Source organism: Paenibacillus sp. E222 (genome assembly GCF_013401555.1).
Lineage (GTDB): Bacteria > Bacillota > Bacilli > Paenibacillales > Paenibacillaceae > Paenibacillus.
Genome location: NZ_CP058552.1, coordinates 4,433,807 through 4,454,156 on the forward strand (window position 1 = coordinate 4,433,807; position 20,350 = coordinate 4,454,156).

At 50.2% G+C, this 20,350-nt stretch carries 15 protein-coding genes; 13 read left to right on the forward strand and 2 right to left on the reverse strand.

Going from position 1 to position 20,350, the window contains the following annotated elements; translation table 11 throughout:
- The first annotated feature begins 1 nt into the window (after nucleotide 1).
- From HW560_RS20055 to HW560_RS20110, 12 genes are all read left to right on the forward strand, one after another.
- Nucleotides 2-958, forward strand: coding sequence for a carbohydrate ABC transporter permease (locus HW560_RS20055; protein ID WP_090899355.1), 957 nt, complete (start codon nucleotides 2-4; stop codon nucleotides 956-958).
- Nucleotides 959-960: 2 nt separating this feature from the next.
- Nucleotides 961-1,836: a carbohydrate ABC transporter permease gene (locus tag HW560_RS20060; RefSeq protein WP_090899353.1), complete on the forward strand. Its 876-nt coding sequence runs from the start codon at nucleotides 961-963 to the stop codon at nucleotides 1,834-1,836.
- Nucleotides 1,837-1,863: 27 nt separating this feature from the next.
- The gene (locus tag HW560_RS20065; RefSeq protein ID WP_179265861.1) at nucleotides 1,864-3,315 is read left to right on the forward strand and encodes an NHL repeat-containing protein; all 1,452 of its coding nucleotides are present in this window, start codon (nucleotides 1,864-1,866) and stop codon (nucleotides 3,313-3,315) included.
- Nucleotides 3,299-3,934, forward strand: coding sequence for a Yip1 family protein (locus HW560_RS20070; RefSeq protein ID WP_090899347.1), 636 nt, complete (start codon nucleotides 3,299-3,301; stop codon nucleotides 3,932-3,934). Before HW560_RS20065 ends, HW560_RS20070 begins: the two co-directional genes overlap by 17 nt.
- Before the next feature lie 15 nt (nucleotides 3,935-3,949).
- On the forward strand, nucleotides 3,950-6,520 hold the full coding sequence (locus HW560_RS20075) for a DUF5696 domain-containing protein (RefSeq protein ID WP_179264424.1): 2,571 nt from the start codon (nucleotides 3,950-3,952) through the stop codon (nucleotides 6,518-6,520).
- Nucleotides 6,517-7,419: a carbohydrate ABC transporter permease gene (locus HW560_RS20080; RefSeq protein WP_179265862.1), complete on the forward strand. Its 903-nt coding sequence runs from the start codon at nucleotides 6,517-6,519 to the stop codon at nucleotides 7,417-7,419. The genes HW560_RS20075 and HW560_RS20080 overlap by 4 nt, the downstream gene beginning before the upstream one ends.
- Before the next feature lie 17 nt (nucleotides 7,420-7,436).
- Nucleotides 7,437-8,381 carry a carbohydrate ABC transporter permease gene (locus tag HW560_RS20085; protein ID WP_179264426.1) on the forward strand — a complete coding sequence of 315 codons (945 nt, stop codon included), beginning with the start codon at nucleotides 7,437-7,439 and terminating at the stop codon, nucleotides 8,379-8,381.
- A 105-nt stretch (nucleotides 8,382-8,486) separates the two neighbouring features.
- The gene (locus tag HW560_RS20090; RefSeq protein WP_257031382.1) at nucleotides 8,487-10,184 is read left to right on the forward strand and encodes an RICIN domain-containing protein; all 1,698 of its coding nucleotides are present in this window, start codon (nucleotides 8,487-8,489) and stop codon (nucleotides 10,182-10,184) included.
- 332 nt (nucleotides 10,185-10,516) lie between these two features.
- Nucleotides 10,517-12,853 (forward strand): helix-turn-helix domain-containing protein, encoded by a 2,337-nt coding sequence (locus HW560_RS20095; protein WP_179264428.1) that lies wholly within the window; start codon nucleotides 10,517-10,519, stop codon nucleotides 12,851-12,853.
- Nucleotides 12,854-13,015: 162 nt separating this feature from the next.
- Nucleotides 13,016-13,987, forward strand: coding sequence for an ABC transporter permease (locus HW560_RS20100; RefSeq protein ID WP_090899333.1), 972 nt, complete (start codon nucleotides 13,016-13,018; stop codon nucleotides 13,985-13,987).
- Between the two features lie 34 nt (nucleotides 13,988-14,021).
- Nucleotides 14,022-14,951 (forward strand): carbohydrate ABC transporter permease, encoded by a 930-nt coding sequence (locus HW560_RS20105; RefSeq protein WP_090899330.1) that lies wholly within the window; start codon nucleotides 14,022-14,024, stop codon nucleotides 14,949-14,951.
- Between the two features lie 55 nt (nucleotides 14,952-15,006).
- Nucleotides 15,007-16,632, forward strand: coding sequence for an ABC transporter substrate-binding protein (locus HW560_RS20110; RefSeq protein WP_373565006.1), 1,626 nt, complete (start codon nucleotides 15,007-15,009; stop codon nucleotides 16,630-16,632).
- Nucleotides 16,633-16,885: 253 nt separating this feature from the next.
- Here HW560_RS20110 and HW560_RS20115 read toward each other — a convergent pair whose 3' ends face one another.
- Together HW560_RS20115 and HW560_RS20120 are read right to left on the reverse strand one after the other, a co-directional pair.
- Complete coding sequence (locus HW560_RS20115) at nucleotides 16,886-17,374, reverse strand: phenolic acid decarboxylase (RefSeq protein ID WP_179265864.1); 489 nt, start codon at nucleotides 17,372-17,374, stop codon at nucleotides 16,886-16,888.
- A 181-nt stretch (nucleotides 17,375-17,555) separates the two neighbouring features.
- Nucleotides 17,556-18,698 carry a family 8 glycosyl hydrolase gene (locus HW560_RS20120; RefSeq protein ID WP_179264432.1) on the reverse strand — a complete coding sequence of 381 codons (1,143 nt, stop codon included), beginning with the start codon at nucleotides 18,696-18,698 and terminating at the stop codon, nucleotides 17,556-17,558.
- 338 nt (nucleotides 18,699-19,036) lie between these two features.
- On the opposite strand from HW560_RS20120, the gene HW560_RS20125 reads away from it, so the two are divergent.
- Complete coding sequence (locus tag HW560_RS20125) at nucleotides 19,037-20,329, forward strand: SGNH/GDSL hydrolase family protein (protein ID WP_090902417.1); 1,293 nt, start codon at nucleotides 19,037-19,039, stop codon at nucleotides 20,327-20,329.
- Nucleotides 20,330-20,350 lie beyond the last annotated feature (21 nt).

Sequence of the window (20,350 nt, forward strand, 5' to 3'; positions counted from 1 at the left end):
GTTGCAAGCAGAAACCACCAAGGCACCCGCTGCGCCTGCCATTAACGCCAGGCAGGCGAGCAGGTGGTCCCTTTTGAAAAGGGATTTGTACCTAAGCAGACATTATTACGTACTGATGGCACCGTTTATGCTGATCTTTTTCTTGTTTACGGTCATTCCGGTCGGCCTCTCGCTTGGCCTCAGTTTTTTTCATTTCAACATGCTGGAGCTGCCCCGATTTGTCGGCTGGCAAAATTATTCGCGGCTGTTCCTGAACGACGATGTTTTTTTGATCGCTCTTAAAAATACGCTGCTGTTTGCCGTTATTACGGGTCCTGTCAGCTATATTGCCTGCTTTTTGTTTGCGTGGATCATCAACGAGTTGTCGCCCAAAATTCGGGCCGTCATGACACTTGTGTTCTATGCGCCTTCCATTTCAGGCAACGTTTTTTTCATCTGGCTGATCATTTTTTCGGGAGACAGCTATGGATATATGAACGGTTTTCTGATGCGCCTCGGCGTTATTCTGGAGCCGATCCTATGGCTTGCAAACGAGAAGTACGTGCTGGCGATCGTCATCCTCGTACAGCTGTGGCTCAGCCTTGGCACGAGCTTCCTCGCCTTCATTGCGGGCCTCCAGACGATCGACCGATCGCTGGTTGAAGCGGGTACTGTGGATGGTATCAAGAACCGCTGGCAGGAGCTATGGTACATTACACTGCCTTCTATGAGACCGCAGCTTATGTTCGGCGCCGTTATGCAGATTACGGCCTCGTTCGCCGTAGCCGAAATCTCCATCGCGCTGGCTGGTTTTCCCAGCGTCAATTATGCGGCACATACCGTCGTAACACATCTGATGGATTATGGCACCATTCGGTTTGAGATGGGATATGCGTCCGCCATTGCGACCGTTTTGTTCGCCATGATGCTCGGAACGAACATTTTGACACAAAAAATGCTGAGAAAGATAGGTGAATGACAATGACCAGCAAGGTACGCGCCGTCTTCGGCATGTCCAGAAAACTGAATCGGTCATTTACCGTCAGCCTGATGCTGTTTGCACTGCTGGCTCTGTTCGGGTCATTCATGGTATTGCCGTTGATCTATACGGTTAACAACGCCTTTAAACCACTAGATGAGCTGTTTATTTTTCCGCCGCGCTTCTGGGTGAACAATCCGACGATGGAAAATTTCGCGGACCTGATCAATCTGATGGGCAACTCCTGGGTTCCTCTATCCAGATACATTGCCAATACGCTGATTATTACGCTGCTTGGAACGGCAGGCCATATCCTGCTGGCTTCCGCAGCAGCGTACCCGCTGGCCAAATACCGGTTTCCCGGTTCAAAGGTGCTGTTTACCATCGTCATCCTGTCCCTGATGTTCTCACCACACGTCACGGCGATTCCGAACTACATGGTGATGTCCTGGCTAGGATGGATCAACACACATGCCTCCATTATTGTGCCTTCACTCGCTTTTTCCCTGGGACTCTTCCTGATGAAGCAGTTCATGGAGCAAATACCGGATGCGCTGCTGGAGGCCGCAAAAATCGACGGGGCCAACGAATACCGGATATTCTGGAGTATCGTAATGCCTAACGTGAAGCCAGCCTGGCTCACGCTTATGATTTTGCAGTTTCCGGCGCTGTGGGGGACCGATGGCGGAAGCTTCATTTACAGTGAAAATCTGAAAACGCTGCATTATGCGCTCAGTCAGATTACCCAGGGAGGAATTGCCCGTGCAGGTGTCGGCGCTGCGGTAGCGCTTCTGCTCATGATCGTGCCGATCGTCCTGTTCATCATCTCCCAGAGCAGTGTCATGCAGACGATGGCAACTTCCGGTATGAAAGAGTAGAAGGGGGGCAGCGACATATTGAAAAACATGTGGAAAAAATGCGGATGGCTCACGATGGGTCTTGCCTGCCTCCTGTGTTTGGGAAATGCAGCGGCAACGGCATTTGCCGATGGTCAGACGGATGCGTACAACTACTCCTACTGGGGAGAGGCGGTTAGCTCTCCTGCTGCGTATGAGGCAACCCGAATAGTGTCGGGCACCGAGCTGAAGATTGGCACATTCAAAGAACCAAACGACATGCATGTCACAGCCGATGAGCGGGTTTATGTGCTGGATTCAGGCAACAGCCGAATTGTCGAGCTGGATCGGGAATTGAAGCTGATACGGGTTATCGATTCATTTGATCATGATGGAAAGAAGGATTATTTCAAAAATCCTCAGGGATTGTACGTATCCGTTGATGGGCAGCTGCTCGTTGCGGATTCGGATCATCAGCGGGTGGTTCATCTGGATAAGCAGGGGCAGTTGATTAAAATTGTGGATCAGCCGCAATCTGACCTGCTGAAAGCGGACTTTCAATTCAAGCCGCTCCGGGTTGTTATGGATCAAGGCGAACGGATTTACGTCATGGCAGAAGGTGTTTTTGACGGCTTCATGGAGTTTAATTCCGACGGCTCCTTTGCCTCCTTTATCGGAGCCAACAGAGTCTCAGTTGACCCGGTGGAGTATCTCTGGAAACGATTCGCAACCCGTCAGCAGCGCAGCCAGATGGTCATGTTCACGCCGACCGAATTCACCAATATGGACATTGACGAAGAAGGTTTCATTTATGCAACGAGCGGGGACTTGAAGGGATTGCCGATCAAGAAACTGAATGCGCAGGGTGCGGACATCCTGAGAAGGGAAGGTTACTATCCGCCGCAGGGGGATTTGCTGTACACGAATGAGAAAGGTCCTTCCCGGCTGGTTGATGTGGACGTAGGGGACAGCGATATGTATTCCGTGCTTGATGCCAAGATGGGGCGGGTGTTTACCTATAACGGAGATGGATATCTGCTCCACATGTTCGGAGGTATCGGGAACCGGTTGGGCCAATTCAACACCCCAGTTTCGCTGGAGCGTGCGGGAGACCGAATGCTAGTGTTGGACAAAGCACTAGGCGAGATTACCGTGTTTCAAACGACAGAATACGGACGCACACTGCATGAAGCGGTTCGAAGTTATTTTAATGGAGACGAGGAAGGCTCAGCGGCAAGTTTTGCAAAGGCTGCAGATATGAATGCCAATCTTGAGTATGCCTATGCTGGCATCGGAAAGGCGCTGCTGCGCCAGAAGGATTATGCGCAATCTGCGCAATATTTTAAGCGAAGCATGGAGCGGGAAGGGTATTCCAAAGCGTTTCTCCTGTTTCGCAAAGAGCTGCTCCGCGAGCATTTCTCATGGATCATGTCCGGACTGTTTCTGATTGTTGCCGTGCTGGTAACCGTGACCATCGTTCGCAGACAGAGAAGGGGGACAACAAATGCAGGCATCAAGTAGACAGCTGATCCAATATCCGCTGCATCTCATATTTCATCCGTTTGACGGGTATTGGGAGCTGAAATACGAGCGAAATCAGAGAACAACGCTCATGATCGCTTTGGCTATTTTGGGCTTGTTAACGGTAACAACGATCCTTCAGGCCCAGTACAGCGGATTCCTAGTCAATTTTAACAACCCGAAACGATTGAACAGCCTGCTGGAAATCGTCTATGTCATTGTTCCGGTGCTGTTCTGGTGTACAGCAAACTGGTCACTGACCACGCTGATGGATGGAGAGGGCAAATTCTCGGAAATTTTCATGTCCACATGTTTTGCACTGGTTCCACTGATTTTGATTCAGTTTCCATGGATTTGGCTCAGCCTGATCATTTCCGGGCAGGAAACCGCCTTTTATTATTTCTTTAACATGGCTGCCACGGCCTGGACGGTATACCTGTTATTTGTCGGCAATATGACGGTGCATCAATATACACCCGCCAAAACGGTGCTGACCATGCTTCTGACGCTGGTTGCCATGGCCTTCATGGCATTTCTCTGCCTGCTGTTCTTCAGTCTGGTGCAGCAGATTGTGTCCTTTGCAGCCACCATCTATCAGGAACTTGTACTCCGGGGCTAAGGAAGGAGAATGGAGATGAATTTGTACGTCGCTAAAAAAATGATCGCGATCCTGCTCGTATTCGGCCTGCTTCTTGGCGGGTGTCAGACCGCTTCCATGCCTGAAGCCAGGATGTCTGCGAACTCGGATGAACCAGCGGAAGTGCCTGCGCTGCCGCCCGGGGAGAAGTTGGCCTCATCCTTCAACGATACACGTCTGCCTGGCATGATCGGGCTTGCCCAGAATGAAGCGCTGCAGCTGTTCATCCAGGAAGAGACAGCCGAGATTGCGGTAATTCACAAGCAAAGCGGGCAGATCTGGCGCAGCAATCCGGAAGAGCGCAATCTGGATACGCTTGCGGCGGGAATCAACAAGGACCTGCTGTCTTCGCAGGCCAAGCTCAGCTTTTATAACAGTCTGGGACAGAACAGCTCGGTTAACTCCTATACGGATAGTGTTGCCCACCAGCAGATCAGCTACGAAGCATTGCCAAACGGCGTAAGGGTGAACTACCAGTTTGGCAGCAATGAGAGCTCCATAGAGGATCTGCCTGTGAAAATCAGCAAGGAACGCTTCGAGCAGAAGCTGCTTGCCGCGCTCGATAAGGCCGGGCAGCGTGCCTTGAAGGTCGGCTATGCGGAGGACAAGGACGAAGGCATCTATGTCCGAATCGACAAGGCGATGCAGGGACTTCAGCTAACGCGTGCACTCAAGGCTTTCGAGACAGCTGGTTACACGCCCGAGGACCTTCAACTGGACAATGCCGAGCATGGCATTGAGCAGGAAAAAAGTGGACCACGCATGTTTATGTTATCCATCGAATACGGGCTGGATGACGAAGCACTGGTTGTACGCGTGCCGGCATCCGGCATTCATTTTCCGGAACAATACCCAATCAACAGCATATCCGTGCTGGATTATTTCGGTGCTGGTGCAGCGGAGGATGAAGGCTCCCTGTTTGTACCCGATGGTTCAGGAGCGCTCATTCATTTCAATAATGGCAAGGTTCAATATCCCGCCTATCAGCAGGACGTGTATGGACCGGACCTGACGATGAAACTACGTGAAGTGGACTCGACTGAGGAAAAGGCCAGGATGCCGGTCTTCGGACTGATTCGCAAGGGCGGTGCGTTCCTGGGCATCATCGAGGAAGGTGCAGCTACAGCGGTGGTTAATGCGGATATCAGCGGCAAGCTGAACAGCTACAACAATGTGTATCCGAGCTTTTACGTTGTGAACAAAAGCGATGTGACGCTTCAGGCGAGCGACATGGTACGGACATTGCCCAAGTTTCAAAAGAAGCCAACGGTATCCGATTTTGTCGTTCGTTACGCCTTTGCGGGAGCAGAGCAGGCCTCCTATTCCGGTCTTGCCTCCCTGTATCGGGACTATTTAACCCGGACAGACGGCCTTCCTGCGAAGCAAACGGCTGAGGGAGAAAAGGGCATTCCGTTTTACCTGAAGCTTGTCGGCAGTATGACCACCAAAAAACACCTGATGGGTATACCTTACGAATCGAATGAGGCGTTGACCACGTTTGACGAGGCACAGCAAATCTTGTCCGAGCTCCAGGAAAAACAAGTATCCAACATTCAGGTGCGCTACGCGGGCTGGTTCAACGGAGGACTCCTTCATCGGCTGCCGGATTCCATCAAGGTGGACGGAGCGGTGGGAGGACGAAAAGGCATGCAGGCGTTTAGCGACTATGCCCGTGAGGCCGGGATCGGCTTTTATCCTGATGTAGCGGTCCTGAACGTGCATGCGAAGAACGGCTTCAAGCCTTCTTCCGAAGCTTCCCGATCGCTCACGCAGGAGCCAGCGGTTCTATATCCGATGGACCCGGCAAGACAGCGGCGTGACCGGAATCGACAACCGGCATATATCCTTTCTCCGAACCTGCTGGGTAACGTAACAGAAGACATGCTAAAAGCGATCAAGCCATATAAGGCAGGCGGATTGTCCCTGCGTGATCTGGCGGAGCAGCTGAACAGCGATATGAATCCGAAAAAGCTGCTGGATCGCACCGGAGCACAAGCAGCTGTCACGGAGGCATTGAAGCAGATTAATCAGCAGGGGATGCCAGTGGTCGCCGAAGGCGGTAATGCGTATGCGCTGCCGTACGTGACGGGTCTCACAGATGCGCCGATGTCCAGCAGCCGCTTCAAGCTGGAGGATGAAGAGATTCCGTTCTTCCAGCTGGTTGTTCACGGTGGCATCAGCTACACCGGAGCTGCCTACAATCTGTCAACGTATACTGATGCGAGACAATATGTTCTGAAGCTTGTTGAGTATGGAGCAAGTCCCTATTTCACTTGGTTCAACGCGCCGAACCATATCGTGAAGGAAACGGATTACGATGATCTGTATGCCGCCCATTATGAGCAGTGGTTGGACCTGGCAGCCGAGATGTATGAAGAGGTTAATGAGGCCAATCGTCGATTCGCCGGGCTGAACATGGTAGCACATGAAAAGCTGGCTGAAGGCGTATTTCAAACGACATACGAAAACGGAGGCTTCGCTCTGGTGAATTATAACGACTTCCCGGTGCAGGCAGCTGGCCGAACTGTGGAAGCGAAAAGTTATGTGACAGGTGGTGAGCAGCTCTGAAAGCGCTACTGAAATGGAAGTGGGGACGTCGGACCTATGCCCAGCAGAAGGCGGCCTGGGGAGTGATCTATGTGCTTCCCTGGCTTATCGGCTTTGTCCTGTTCTTTTTTGTTCCGCTGCTGGCTTCCCTGCGTTACAGTCTAAGCTCAATTCAGGCGAACGCGCAGGGTATATCCATCCAGTTCACTGGTCTCGCCAACTATATTCAGGCGCTGACGGTCAATACCAGCTTCAACCGGGCGCTGATCGAATCCATAACGGATGTGCTCGTCAATGTGCCGCTGATCGTCATATTCAGCCTGTTCCTTGCCGTCATTCTCAATCAGAAGTTTCCGGGGCGGGCCATAGCGCGGTCTATCTTTTTCCTGCCGGTGATTTTGGCATCAGGCGTCATCATGGCGCTGGATAGCACCAGTCTGATCGAGGCCGTTAACCAGAGCAGTACGGGTGGCAGCGCTCTGGGTACCTTTGAAATCGAAAACCTGATGCTGGACGCAGGGTTAAGCGAGTGGGTAGTCATGTATCTGAGCGGCGCGGTTGACCGTATTTACCAGATCGTCAGTCAATCTGGCGTGCAGATTCTTATCTTTTTGGCAGGCATCCAAACCATTTCGCCCCAGCTGTACGAGGCATCCAAAATGGAAGGAGCCACGGGATATGAAGCTTTTTGGAAAATTACGTTCCCCATGGTCAGCCCGCTTATTTTCGTTAATGTGATCTATACCATCGTCGATTCCTTTGCCAGCAATGCCATGACTACGCTGATTCGAGATACGGGCTTTGTCAAATTTGATTTTGGACTGAGCTCAGCCATGGCGTGGGTCTACTTCGTGGCGATTGCCGTTATTCTGATCGTGGTATCGCTTATTTTCTCCAAACGTGTCTTCTATCAAGATTAGAAAGGAGGTTGTTCGGATTGATGATATCAAGGCTGTTGTCGCTTGAGCAGTGGAAAAGCTGGCTGTGGTCTGTTGTGCGGTTCACGCTCATTACCGGGCTCTCCTTCGTGATCCTGTTCCCGATATTTCAGAAAATATCGACATCCATTAAGGATAAGAGCGACCTGTATTCGGCTGTCGTGGTCTGGATTCCGCAAAACTTCTCCATCGACAATTTCAAGCAGGCCATTCGAGTCATGGATTATTGGGCCACGCTGCTCAATACGTTTGCACTGTCTGCCACTACGACCATTTTGACGACGCTTTCCTGCGCACTCGCCGGATATGGGTTTGCCCGCTTGAAATTCAAAGGAAGCAATCTGTTGTTTGCCGGAGTCATCTTGACCATTCTGGTTCCGCCAACGACCATCTTGATTCCGGTGTACCTAAACTTGAAGAGCTTTGATCTGATGGGGCTGATGACATTGATCGCCGGCAAGCCCGTAAATCTGCTGAATACGTACTGGCCGTTTATCCTGACAGCCATAACCGCCAATTCGCTCAAGGCAGGGCTGTATATTTTCATCTTCCGCCAGTTCTTCAGAGGCATTCCTAAGGAAGTGGAGGAAGCGGCTTACGTTGATGGTGCTGGCATCAGCCGCACCTTTGTACGCATCATGCTGCCCAATGCGGTCCCTTCCATTGTGACCGTGCTGTTATTTTCCTTCGTGTGGCAATGGAATGACAGCTTCTATACGACAACCTACCTGACATCCAGCAAAGTGATGTCAACCCAGCTGTCCTCGCTGCCGTATAATCTGGCCCAGCAGGTCAGCGACGGTGCATCCAAAGCCGATCCTTTTTATCTAAGCATGATACAGGATACAGGTATTTTACTGGCCATCTTGCCTTTAATTATCATTTACTTGTTTGTACAGCGTTACTTCGTGGAGAGCGTTGAACGCACGGGCATCGTTGGATGATGCTTCTCCATCGGAAGGGGCTTCAAGGGAGAGTCCCAATACAGTCCAGTGAAGGAGGTGATGCTGTCTGTTTTCACGTTTCACCATTCAAGCTCAGGAGGGATTATGTTGAAGAAGATGTTGAATTACTGTAAATTTATGCTCATTCTGGCCTTGCTGCTGTCCATCACGCCACTCGGATCGGGTCGCGCGGACGCGTGGGTTGGCATGCCCATGGGCAAGCTTCATGTGAGTGGGAAAAATCTGGTCAACAGCAGCAACCAGCCAGTCTTGCTGAGTGGGTGGCATCAGCCTTCTGGTGCCTATTGGACTTACCAGAACAGCAACTATTATCTCACTCGAAACGGCAACAATCGCCATGCCGCAACGCTGGCTTATCTCAAGGACATTACCGATACATTTACGAGCACCAGTCCGAAATACGGAAGCAGCCACGGCTGGAACATGAATCAGATTCGTCTGTTTATCGACCGTGAGGATATGGGCGATGTAGCAGCAGGTACTTACAATTTTGCCGGTGTACAAACGGTAACGCAGAACGTCATTATCCCTTATATCCAATATGCAAAAACGAAAGGCGTCTATGTTACACTCGGACTTGACTTCACATTGAAGGATGATCAAGCTACGACCGCAGCCAATCTGCAAAAGTTCAATCAGATCTGGGGTTATCTCGCTTCTCGCCCGGAAATTAAAAGCGCAGACAACGTACACTTCGAGCTGATCAATGAGCCGGTTAAATCGTACGCTAACGGTCATTGGGGCGGCTACAACGGCGAGAACGACTTCGTGGACCACTGGAATGATCTGCGCAATTTCCAGAACTCCATCATCTCAACCATCCGCAGCCAAGGCGCGGATAATGTCATCTGGGCCGCTGGTTTGGGATATAACCAATTCTACAGTCTTACAGCAAGCCATCCTTTGACAGACCCGCTGAACAATTACGGTTATGCCGTTCACTGGTATCCGGGGTACGGAGCGTATGACAACATGTCGATTCTGCAAGATCAGTGGAATACGAATGTGAAGGCTGCGGCTGATAAATATCCGATTAACATCACCGAAGTCACGTGGTTCAAAAAGAAAGCAGGCGATTCCGAATACTGGAATCTGTTCAACGGCAGCAATGAAGGCTTTGGCAACAATACAAAGACCATTTTCAACGCGGCAGGCAATGTCAGTATCGCAGCACATATGAACGGATTCATTTTGGATGCCGGGGAACGAAGCTCCTTTGCCGATCCAACGGCAGGCTTGAAATGGGACGGTGATGCTTCACGGAGTGCAATGGGACGTTTTTTGTTTAATTGGTTCTATGAACGCGCACAGTCTTATCCAAATGGTGGCACTCCATCAACCGGATTGACACCGGGAGCGACATACAAGATTGTGGCCAGACATTCTGGCAAAGTTATCGATGTCCCGGGTGGGGTAAATGAGAACAATTTGCAGCTTCAGCAATGGTCGGATCTGGGTGGCAATCCTCAAAAGTGGGTCCTGACCCAGATTGCTAATGGAATTTACAGTTTGACGAGCGTGAATTCGCCGGATAAGGTGATCGATATCCGTAATGGGACCAGTAACAACGGAGAGGCAGTTCAGCTCATGAGCAATTTGAATACCACTGCACAGCACTTCAAAATCAATGATCTGGGCAATGGATACTGGAGTATTATAAACGTAAACAGTAACAAGGCTGTTGAGGTCACAGGTTCCTCAACGGCAGACGGTGCCAAATTGCAGCAAAACGATTTTACAAACGCAACCAACCAGCAATGGAAATTTGTCGCCGTAAACTAAGAGAATGCAGGGGCACCCTGAACCGTCATTTATTAACGGACAGGATGTCCCCTGTTAATTGCCACACGGTGATATAAGGACAAGCGTGAGTGACAAAGGTAACCATCCCTTTTCATTCATGCTTTTTTTGCGTTTATATCAGTCTGTATATGAACCAGAAGAGAGATGAATAGAGATGAATAAAACCATTTGTATCATAAAAAAGGTATGATAACGATAAATCCGCAATTGTACGCTAAGGAAGAAGGTGTACCTACCCCAGGCCCTAATGCAAGGCGTATCATCATATTACTGTATTTGTAAACGCTTACTATAAAAAAGGGAGGGTACATATGAAGCGTTTATGGTCCAAATTTTCACCGGTATTCCGCAGATTTATGATTTCCTACTTTATCATTCTGATGATTCCCCAGATCGCGGGCTATGCCTCTTACAAGGCATCAATTGAAGTGGCCAGGACGAGCTCTATCGAAAACAGTCTGAAATCATTGAATCTGGGAAAGGAAATTATTGAACGAAACCTCCTGCAGGTAGAGGCCTTCACGAGGCAGCTTGCAATCAACCAGGATTTGTACCGCCTGATTGCCGATCCCAAGCCGCTGGATTCGAACAATGTTTACGGCGTGGGACGCATGCAGCGCAGCCTGTCCATGTACAGCAGCACGAACGACTATCTGTCCCATTTTTTTATTTACATTCCGAACTACAATGTCATCATCACGCCCACGACCGTTTTTTACCGACCTGAGCATTACTACGCCGCGAATCAACTTGAAGGCATGACGTTTGAGGAATGGAGCGAGCATATTTTGAAGAAACCGCATTTGAACGAGATCATGCCGCTTCGAAACTACAAGCGGGAGATTCGCAATAACGTTCTTGTTGACGCTCCAGCGATCACGTTTCTGCAATCTCTTCCGCTGAACAGCTTCAATAAACCGCAGGCTACGATTGGCGTCATGATTGATGAGGACCAGATGGCCGGTCTGACGCAAAATATCGTGGAGCAGTATGGCGGTTGGACGCTGGTGACGGATTCGGAGGGGAACATTATATTCTCGCGTGGCATCGATGGAGCGGAGGCAGAACGATTAAAAGACATGCCTGCCGACAAGCACGATAAAGTCACGCCTATGGGCAATGGTCGTCTGCTCATTTCCATCAAGTCGGATCTGAACGGCTGGAACTATGCCGCTGGCATTCCCGAGAGTGCGCTCATGGTCACAGCAGACCGGATCAAACAGGTTACCTTTACCTTTACACTGGCAACGCTCGGGCTTGGGCTGTTGATCGGGCTTTTGCTGGCTTACCGGAACAGCGCGCCGATTCACCGACTCCTGTCCGTGTTCCGGGATCAGGATATCGCATTACCCGGTAAGATCCGCAACGAGTACGATTTTCTGGCGAGCAACATCACCAGCCTGATTATGAACAATCATCTGCTGGAGAGCGCATTGAACGAGCAGCTTCCGCTGCTGCGCGACGGGTTTATCAAACGCCTTCTGACGGGCGAGTTCTACACAACGGGCGAGCTCGAGGCTGTCTCTTCCCAGACAGGCGTATCCCTTATCAGCAGCCAGGGCTTCGTAGGAATTGTGAAGGTAGACGGTTATGGAAGACCCGACAGCGGGGAGATTATTCAGGAGCTGAGCATTGCCAGATTAATCGTAAGGCAGGCTCTGATTGATTGGGATTCTGATGTTCTGGTAACCGATTGGGGGACGGATCAGATCGCATTTGTGCATTCAGTCCCTGGAGAGCATGAGCACACAGAGGAAACCTTGGGGACGTTCGAAGCCGAACTGCAAAGCCTGATCGCTTCCGTGTACCGGGATTACCGGGTATCAACCAGGATCGGGATGGGTTCTCCGTATCACGTATGGAACGACATCGGCCGCTCGTTCAATGAAGCGAGGCAAGCACTTGAATACGCCATTCATATTGGATCGGAGAACATGGTGCGATTCGAGGATGCCGTGAAAGAAACAGAGATGTATTATTATCCGATCGAGTCCGAGCAGCGGCTGCTGAATACGCTCAAGGCGGGTGAATTCGAGGAATCGAGCCGTATTCTGGACCAGCTGTTCAGCCGGAACTTCGAGGAGCGGGAGCTGTCGTATGACATGACGCAGCAGTTCATCATGGAGCTGAAGGGAACATTTCTGAAGGTGGCCGAGCCCAAAATATTGCTGGACGAATCACTCATCGAGCAATTCAAAAGCCGGGTAGCTGCCGTGTTGACAACAGATAGCGTTGCTGTGCTTCGGGATAAATTCAATCAGCTGACGCAAGACATCTGTCTGGACGTGCAGCGGAAGAAATCCGACATGCATGCGGACATTGTGAACGGAATTATCCGTTATATCCAGTCGAGGTACGACGATGCGAGCTTGACGCTGTACCGGATTGCGGAACAGATCGGCAAGCCGGAAAAGTATATCTCACAGCTGTTCAAAGAACATACCGGAGAGAATCTTTCGGAGTATGTCGAACTGGTTCGGATTAACAAGGCGGCAGAGCTGCTGCGGGAAAGCAGTCAGACGGTTGATGAAATTGCAGTACAAGCCGGATATAACAGCGCGCATTCGTTCCGCAGAGCGTTCAAGCGGGTTCGAGGGGTGTCGCCGAGCACGTTCCGGCAGATCGAAGATAACGGAGGGCGAAGCTGAGAATGGAGTAGTAACAAGGCTATCCGTCGATAAAAACTGGAATCGTACCCCATCGGTCCAAGTGTACCTTTACGAGCCGGGACGCGCAATCTTATGATTACGATCAAGAAAGCGCTAACAAAAAAGGGGTCTGCCTGATGGCATCGACCACCGCATGGGGGGATGAATCTGAGAACGACAATTTCCAATGCCAATTCGGATGTGAGGCAGCGCAGGCGCTCGGCGGTCAAGCATGCCGTATCCAAAAGTCTGAGAAGGCACTGGCAGCTTTATCTGCTAGTCCTTCCACCCGTCGTATACTTCATCATCTTCAAGTATGTACCGATGGCTAACGCGGTCCTGGCATTCAAGGACTACAACGTCATCAAGGGGATATGGGGCAGCCCGTGGGTGGGGACCAAGTATTTTGAAATGCTTTTCCGAAATCCCGCGTTCGCCACCCTGATCAAAAACACGCTGTATATTTCTTTCTATCAGTTAATCGTTGGTTTTCCGGTGCCGATCCTGCTGGCCCTGGCGCTGAACGAGATCAAGAGCGCAAGATTCAAGAAAACCGTTCAAATGGTCACCTATGCGCCTTATTTTATTTCGACGGTTGTTATGGTATCAATCATCATGCTGTTTCTTTCCCCGCGGCTTGGCATCGTGAATACGATTGCAGGCGCACTGGGCTTTGAAGCGGTGAATTTTCTGGGTGAGCCGGGATTGTTTCGCTCCATTTACGTGTTCTCGGACGTGTGGCAGAGCATGGGATATTCGGCAGTTATCTATTTGGCGGCGCTTTCCGGCATCGACCCTTCCCTGTACGAAGCAGCCAGGGTTGATGGTGCTAGTCGGTTTCAGAAAATAGTGAACGTCGATCTGCCTGGCATACTGCCCGCGGCGGTTATTATCCTCATTTTAAGTGTAGGCAACATTATGGCGGTTGGGTTTGAGAAAATCTATCTGCTCCAAAACCCGCTGAACCTGTCGGCTTCGGAAATTATCTCCACCTACGTGTACAAAATGGGGCTGCTGAACGCCAATTACAGTTTTGCCACGGCCGTCGGCCTCTTTAATTCATTGATCAACCTGATCCTGCTGTTGACTGTGAATGCAGCCGCCAAGCGATTGTCCAATACAAGCCTGTGGTAATGCAATACGCCCTTGAAAGGAGGAAGTCCATACGATGAGCGAGTTACAATCGCATCCAAGCCGTTTGGTGGATAAACGAAAGCACACGATCAGGGAGTCCTTTGGGGACCGCGTGTTCATGACAGTCACCTACATCATTCTGACCGTGGTTCTGATTGCAGTGCTCTATCCGCTGATCTATATTTTAAGCTCGTCCCTAAGCAGCCCGGCTGCTGTCTCTTCGGGGAAAGTCTGGCTGTGGCCGGTTGACATTACGCTGGCCGGATACAAGGCGGTATTGCAGAACGATCAGGTAATTACCGGATATGCCAATTCACTGTTCTACACCGCATGCGGCACGCTGATCAGCGTAGCTTTAACGATCATGATCGCTTATCCGCTTTCCAAAAAAACTTTTGTCGGGCGCAGCCCTCTTATGATGTTCATCACGTTCACCATGCTCTTCTCCGGCGGTTTGATTCCGACCTATCTCGTGGTCAAATCGATGGGATTGATTGATACCCGCTGGGCGCTGCTGATTCCAAATGCTATCTGGGTGTGGCAGGTTATCATTGCGCGCACCTTTTTTCAGAACTCCATTCCTGAGGAGCTGTCCGAGGCAGCCGACATTGACGGGTGCAGTGATATCAGATTTATTTTCAGCGTCATTCTGCCGCTGGCAAAGCCCATTGTCGCCGTTCTGTCGCTGATGTATGCGGTCGGGCAGTGGAATGCGTACTTCGATGCGTTGATCTATTTGAAATCACAATCGCTCTATCCACTGCAGCTGATTCTGCGCAGCATCCTCATCCTGAACAACGGCACCGGAAACATCGACGCCGGGGAAATGGTAAAGATGCAGCAGATGGCGGAATTAATGAAGTTTTCATTGATCGTCATGGCAAGCTTGCCAGTGCTGGTGATCTACCCGTTTGTTCAGCGGTATTTCGTGCAGGGCATGCTGATTGGCTCTGTCAAAGGTTGACTGATTACAATCATCGATAAGGGAGAGGATATTTTTGAGAAAATCAGGATCCATCATGCTTGTGTGCCTGCTTCTTCTTAGTGTGGCGCTGGCGGGGTGCTCGTCAAGCAATCGCGGCAACGGGGAGAAGGGCGATGCTTCCTCCGGCGACAAAGTATCCATCAACGTTTTTGCGCATCAAGGCTCGGATACCAATCTGCAAACGAACAAGTTTACGAAAAAGATGGAAGACAAATTCAACATCCAGTTCCATTGGACGACGGTTCCCTTTGACGGAGCTGCTGAAAAGAGGCAGATCTCACTTGCCTCGGGCGATTATCCCGACCTGTACCTGCTCATTCCTTGGGTAGACCGCTTCTCGCAAACGGACTTGCTGAAATTCGGCCAGCAGGGCGTTATTCTGCCGCTTAACGACCTGATCGACAAGTACGCTCCAAACATCAAGAAGGTGCTTGACAGCAACGAATATTATAAAGCGATGAATACAGCTCCTGATGGCAACATCTACGGTCTGACCGGCTTAAACGAATGCTTTCACTGCTCCTATCCGAATAAAATGTGGGTTAATACAAAATGGCTGAAACAACTCGGGTTATCCGAACCCGGAACGACGGATGAATTCAAGGCGGTGCTCGAAGCGTTCAAAACCAAGGACCCGAATGGCAACGGAAAGGCGGACGAAGTACCGCTTAGCGGGTCCATTGAAAATTTTGGCGTGCACATCATTCCGTACCTGATGAACGGGTTCATTTACGATGATGACAGAACATATCTTGTTGTGAATAACGGCAAGGTCGATACGGCAGCGAGCAAACCGGAGTGGAAGGAAGGACTCACTTATATTAAATCGCTATACGATGAAGGTCTGATCGATCCCGGCGCCTTTACACAAAATTCGGGGGCATTCAAGAAGATTGGCGATAACGCCGATGCGCAGCTGCTAGGAGCAGGCGCAGCCATGCACCCGGCCCTTTTTGTGAATACGGATGAGGGCTCGCCGTACGGCAAGGACTACAACGCGATTCCTCCGCTGCAAGGACCACATGCGAACTATGCAACCTACAACTATCCGATTGATCCCGGAGCATCGTTTGTGCTGACGAACAAGGCCAGCGAGCAAACGCAAATCGCAGCTATTCAATTGCTGGATTACCTCTATACGCAAGAAGGTGCGATGAGTGCTTATCTTGGCGAGGAAGGCACCAGCTGGCGCAAGCCGCAGGAAGGTGAGGTCGCGCTGAACGATCAGATCCAGCCGCTCTACAAGTCGATTCCGCTCGCCTCTGGAGAAGAGCCGCGTAATGACAGCTGGGGAGCGATGAGTCAGTACAACCATCACCGGGCATACCGCGACGCGGAAGTACAGGGCACGGACATTTATGCAAGCGACGGATATGAGCGCCGTCTGTATGAAGCAACATTGCTGATGGAAGGTAAGGAGCCCAAAAACGTATTCCCTCACTGGGCGCTGTGGGTCGACCCTGCAAGTGCTGATGAAGTGAGCATGATGCAGACCAATCTCAAGGATTATATTGACCAGAACGCCCTGCAATTCATCACGGGGGCAAAGAGCCTGGATAAGGATTGGGAGGATTACGTGAAAGGGTTGGAGGGACTCAACATCCAGCGTTATGTGGAGATCATGCAATCGTCTTACGATTCCTCGTCTATTTCCAAGTAACTGAATGTAATTTCCAGAATGCACGAGCGCCAGGTAGAAGCTTATCCATTGATTATGGAATCGATGTGTCCGGTTTGTTTGCCAATTTTAGCTTGGATGAAGTGAGGTTGACACCTGTGTGAAGCATAGCAATAATTCCGGCTGCCCGTGGTCATGAATAAAACGGACCAAGCTCGCATCTGCGAACCAGGTCCGTTTTTTTGTTCTTTCCATTCTTTGTACAATCTTTGCTTTCTTACTGCGACGAATGGGTTTATTTCAGCTTCCCGGCACGTATGTCATCCGTCATGCCAGGATAAGGTGCTATGGAGATCAGTTTCTCATTGTTGATGCCTGCATTTTCAATAAATGTTATATCGGCAAATTCGGGAACGACGTATTTCGGATAGGTCTCATATTTTTCTCGTGAATCAATCATAAGATCGATATAGTCGTTCTGGTAACAGACCGTGATTTCCGGATGATCATGCACCCATTTCGGGAAAAAAATAATGCCGTGCATCCGCATTTCGTTCGGCATGAAGTTTAGGGCAACATCCGTGCCTGTCGGCTCGGTCCACGCTACTTTATAAACGCCCTTCGTCAACTTCACAACGTTTGCTTCCTGATCGCGCACCCAGCGACCTGCAACCATGCCGCTATGAATGCGATAATCGATAGTATGATCGTTTTTGATATAGATTTCGTATTCCCAGCCGTTTTCGTAAGTATATATCATGTGGCTCCCAGTGAAGCCTTGCAGTGCCTCTTTCGTCTCCATATCCATGTGCTCCTTTCCTTATCAAAGGTTGAATAAATTCCTTCCTTGCCCAAGCTCAAAGCGCCAAGCGGTCAACAATCTATGTATGCCGATGATGAAGCAATTATGCTTGAGGCATAAGTCTGCGGGCCAGGACAGCTGGATGACAATCAACTCATACATATTAATACATACAATAACGTCCGCTCAAAGCCAGAAGACTGAAGAAGTACAGACAATTGTCATAGTATCGGCGGACACCTTGGCGTAATGGCGTATTCCAGAACTGATGCACGAACGGGTTAGCATGCGGCCCGTCGGCGGCCAGAGAAGCCATGGCATTGGTGGCGAGCAATCCGATGGGGTGCAGAGACAGTTCATCAAATGGCTGACCCTCAATCGTGTAACGGCGATAATCCGATACTTCAATTTCGCTGAAAAATGCCTGGATACGATTGGACTGCGCCACCTGCCAGCGATCCTTGCGGAACCATTCCCAGTCGAGGGCTATGTTGGCCGCTACCCGGTAAGCATCACTGTAGAAATGCCGGAAATCGCCATGGTGCTGAGGTGGTGCAGGCGTTCCGTCAAAATTTGCATATTCAGGCGAAAGTCCGGTTACCGGATGACAGGCTTTATGCAGATAAGCCCGACTCTCGGCGGCAGCTTCGTTCCAGAACGATTGATCACACTCATCTGCGTATTTGGCGAACAGTTCGTAAAAATGGGGCAGGTGATAGGACGGGTCGCTGAATGGTGATTCCGGTATGAATTTAATCAGTTTGGTTTCGGGGTCCCACATCGGATCGCCAACGCCGTTCTCCCCTTGATGTACGCAGGCATGCAGTATTTTCCGCGCTTGTACGGCATAATCATAAGGCTCTGGACCGTCGCCCCACCGATTGGAGGCGAAGAACAGGGCCATAGCGAAAAATTCCTCACCGTCAGGGGCAGGTCCCTGAGATATCCGGGTTCCATCCGGCTTGCAATGCCATGCAAAATAATCCTTGTATCGGCCTTCGGTATGCTGCATATACGTTTTCGAGAAATTCCAGAGTCGATTGAACTCTTCTTTTTTGTCCATTTGCACAGCCATCATCATCCCGTAAGACATGCCCTCCGAGCGCACATCCAGATTGCCGGTGTCGAGTACATATCCTTTGTCCTCACCCATCGGGTAATAGATTCGCGTATCGGCATCTCCATAAAACAATTCGGTCCACGTTTTATCCAGCTTTTCCGTAATTTCGCTGTCGTCATAGCCCAGTTCAAGAAACAGATTCCGGTATGTTCCCGTGTAAAATGCACCTTTGTCCGTGATGGTCATTCGCTTCCTCCTTGGTATCTCGATTTAGTCAAATTATAACATGACAAATACTAACCAAATTAAAGCGCTTTCCAGAAAAAATATAGGTAATTCCAACCGAGTATTCTCTTCGCTTGATTTTCATTGTATGTTAAAACAAAAAACTATACTTTATCAGGGAGAAAAGCAAGTTATCGTCAGGTTGATGGTACATAATGTAAGCGTTACACTTTAAGGTGAAAGGGTAAAAGACTGCGTTCCATTGACTGACCGTGCCTGTTGCTTGTTTCTCTCCATTGTTCTTCTCAAGTGTCTGCTTCTTTCTTCACATTTGTTACAGGAAAGGGTGATGGATGTCCATGCTCAACAATTCAGCGGATTCGGCAAATGAAAAGGAAGTTCCAACGGCACCGCGTGACCCGGTTGGGGTTGCTGAAGCTGTGAATGAGCCACCGGTTGATTCCGAGTCACAGGCGTATCGCAATATGATTGCCAAATCTCTTTTGAGCAAAGGGAATAACACCAGATTGAAGGCTGCTATCGAAAAAGCAAAAGGCGGCGAGCCCGTGACCATCGCTTATATTGGCGGTTCGATTACCCACGGCGCAGGGGCCATGCCTCTTCATCTCAATTGTTACGCCTATCGCTCGTTTGAAATTTTCAAGCGCATGTTCGCTCCATCTGAGGACAGTCCAATTCGTCTAATCAAAGCAGGCGTAGGCGGCACGCCGTCACAGCTGGGCATCATTCGCTATGACCGGGATGTGCTTAGGGACGGGACAGTCCAGCCGGATATTGTCATTCTGGAGTTTGCAGTAAATGATGCAGACGATGAGACCCAAGGCATTTGTTACGAGAGTCTGGTGTTAAAGGCGCTTGATGCAGATAACAAGCCAGCCGTCATTTTGCTGTTCAGCGTGTTTGAGAATGACTGGAATCTTCAGGATCGGCTGGCTCCTGTTGGCTGGCACTATAATTTGCCTATGGTGAGTGTAAAGGATGCTGTGGTGGAGCAATTCCACTGGACACTGGAACAGGGCCATGTCATTTCCAAAAAGCAATTTTTCTACGACATCTACCATCCGACCAATGCCGGGCATCATATTATGGCTGATTGTCTGGGCTGGCTGTTCGACGTAACCGATCAATCTGCCCTGGACGGGGAGGATGAAGACAGTACGAATGAAAGGCCGCCGCTAATTGGGGACCATTTTGTCGGCACAAAGCTGCTGGACCGTCTGAATGGGGACAGTATCGCCCGGATTGAGGCGGGTGGGTTTCGGGAGACGGACACCGATCTGCAACTGACGGAGATGGATGATCATGCATACGGTACACCACTATTTCCCAACAACTGGATGCACACGGGGCAGAACGTAACGGGCCATGCCAGCTTTAAGCTAATCCTGCGGAGCAAACGACTTATTTTGGTATTTAAGGATTCCGGCAGAGCCGATTTCGGGACAGCTAATATCAGGGTGGATGGTGCACTGGTGAGGACGGCTGACCCGCATCTAGTGAACTGGACGCATTGCCATGCTGTAATCCTGTACGATGAAGAACATTCCAGAGAGCATACTGTGGAGATTGCAATGGCTGAAGGCCATGAGGACAAACGATTTACGATTTTGGGATTTGGTTTTGTTGATTAGCCGCAACATCATGTTAAGCCG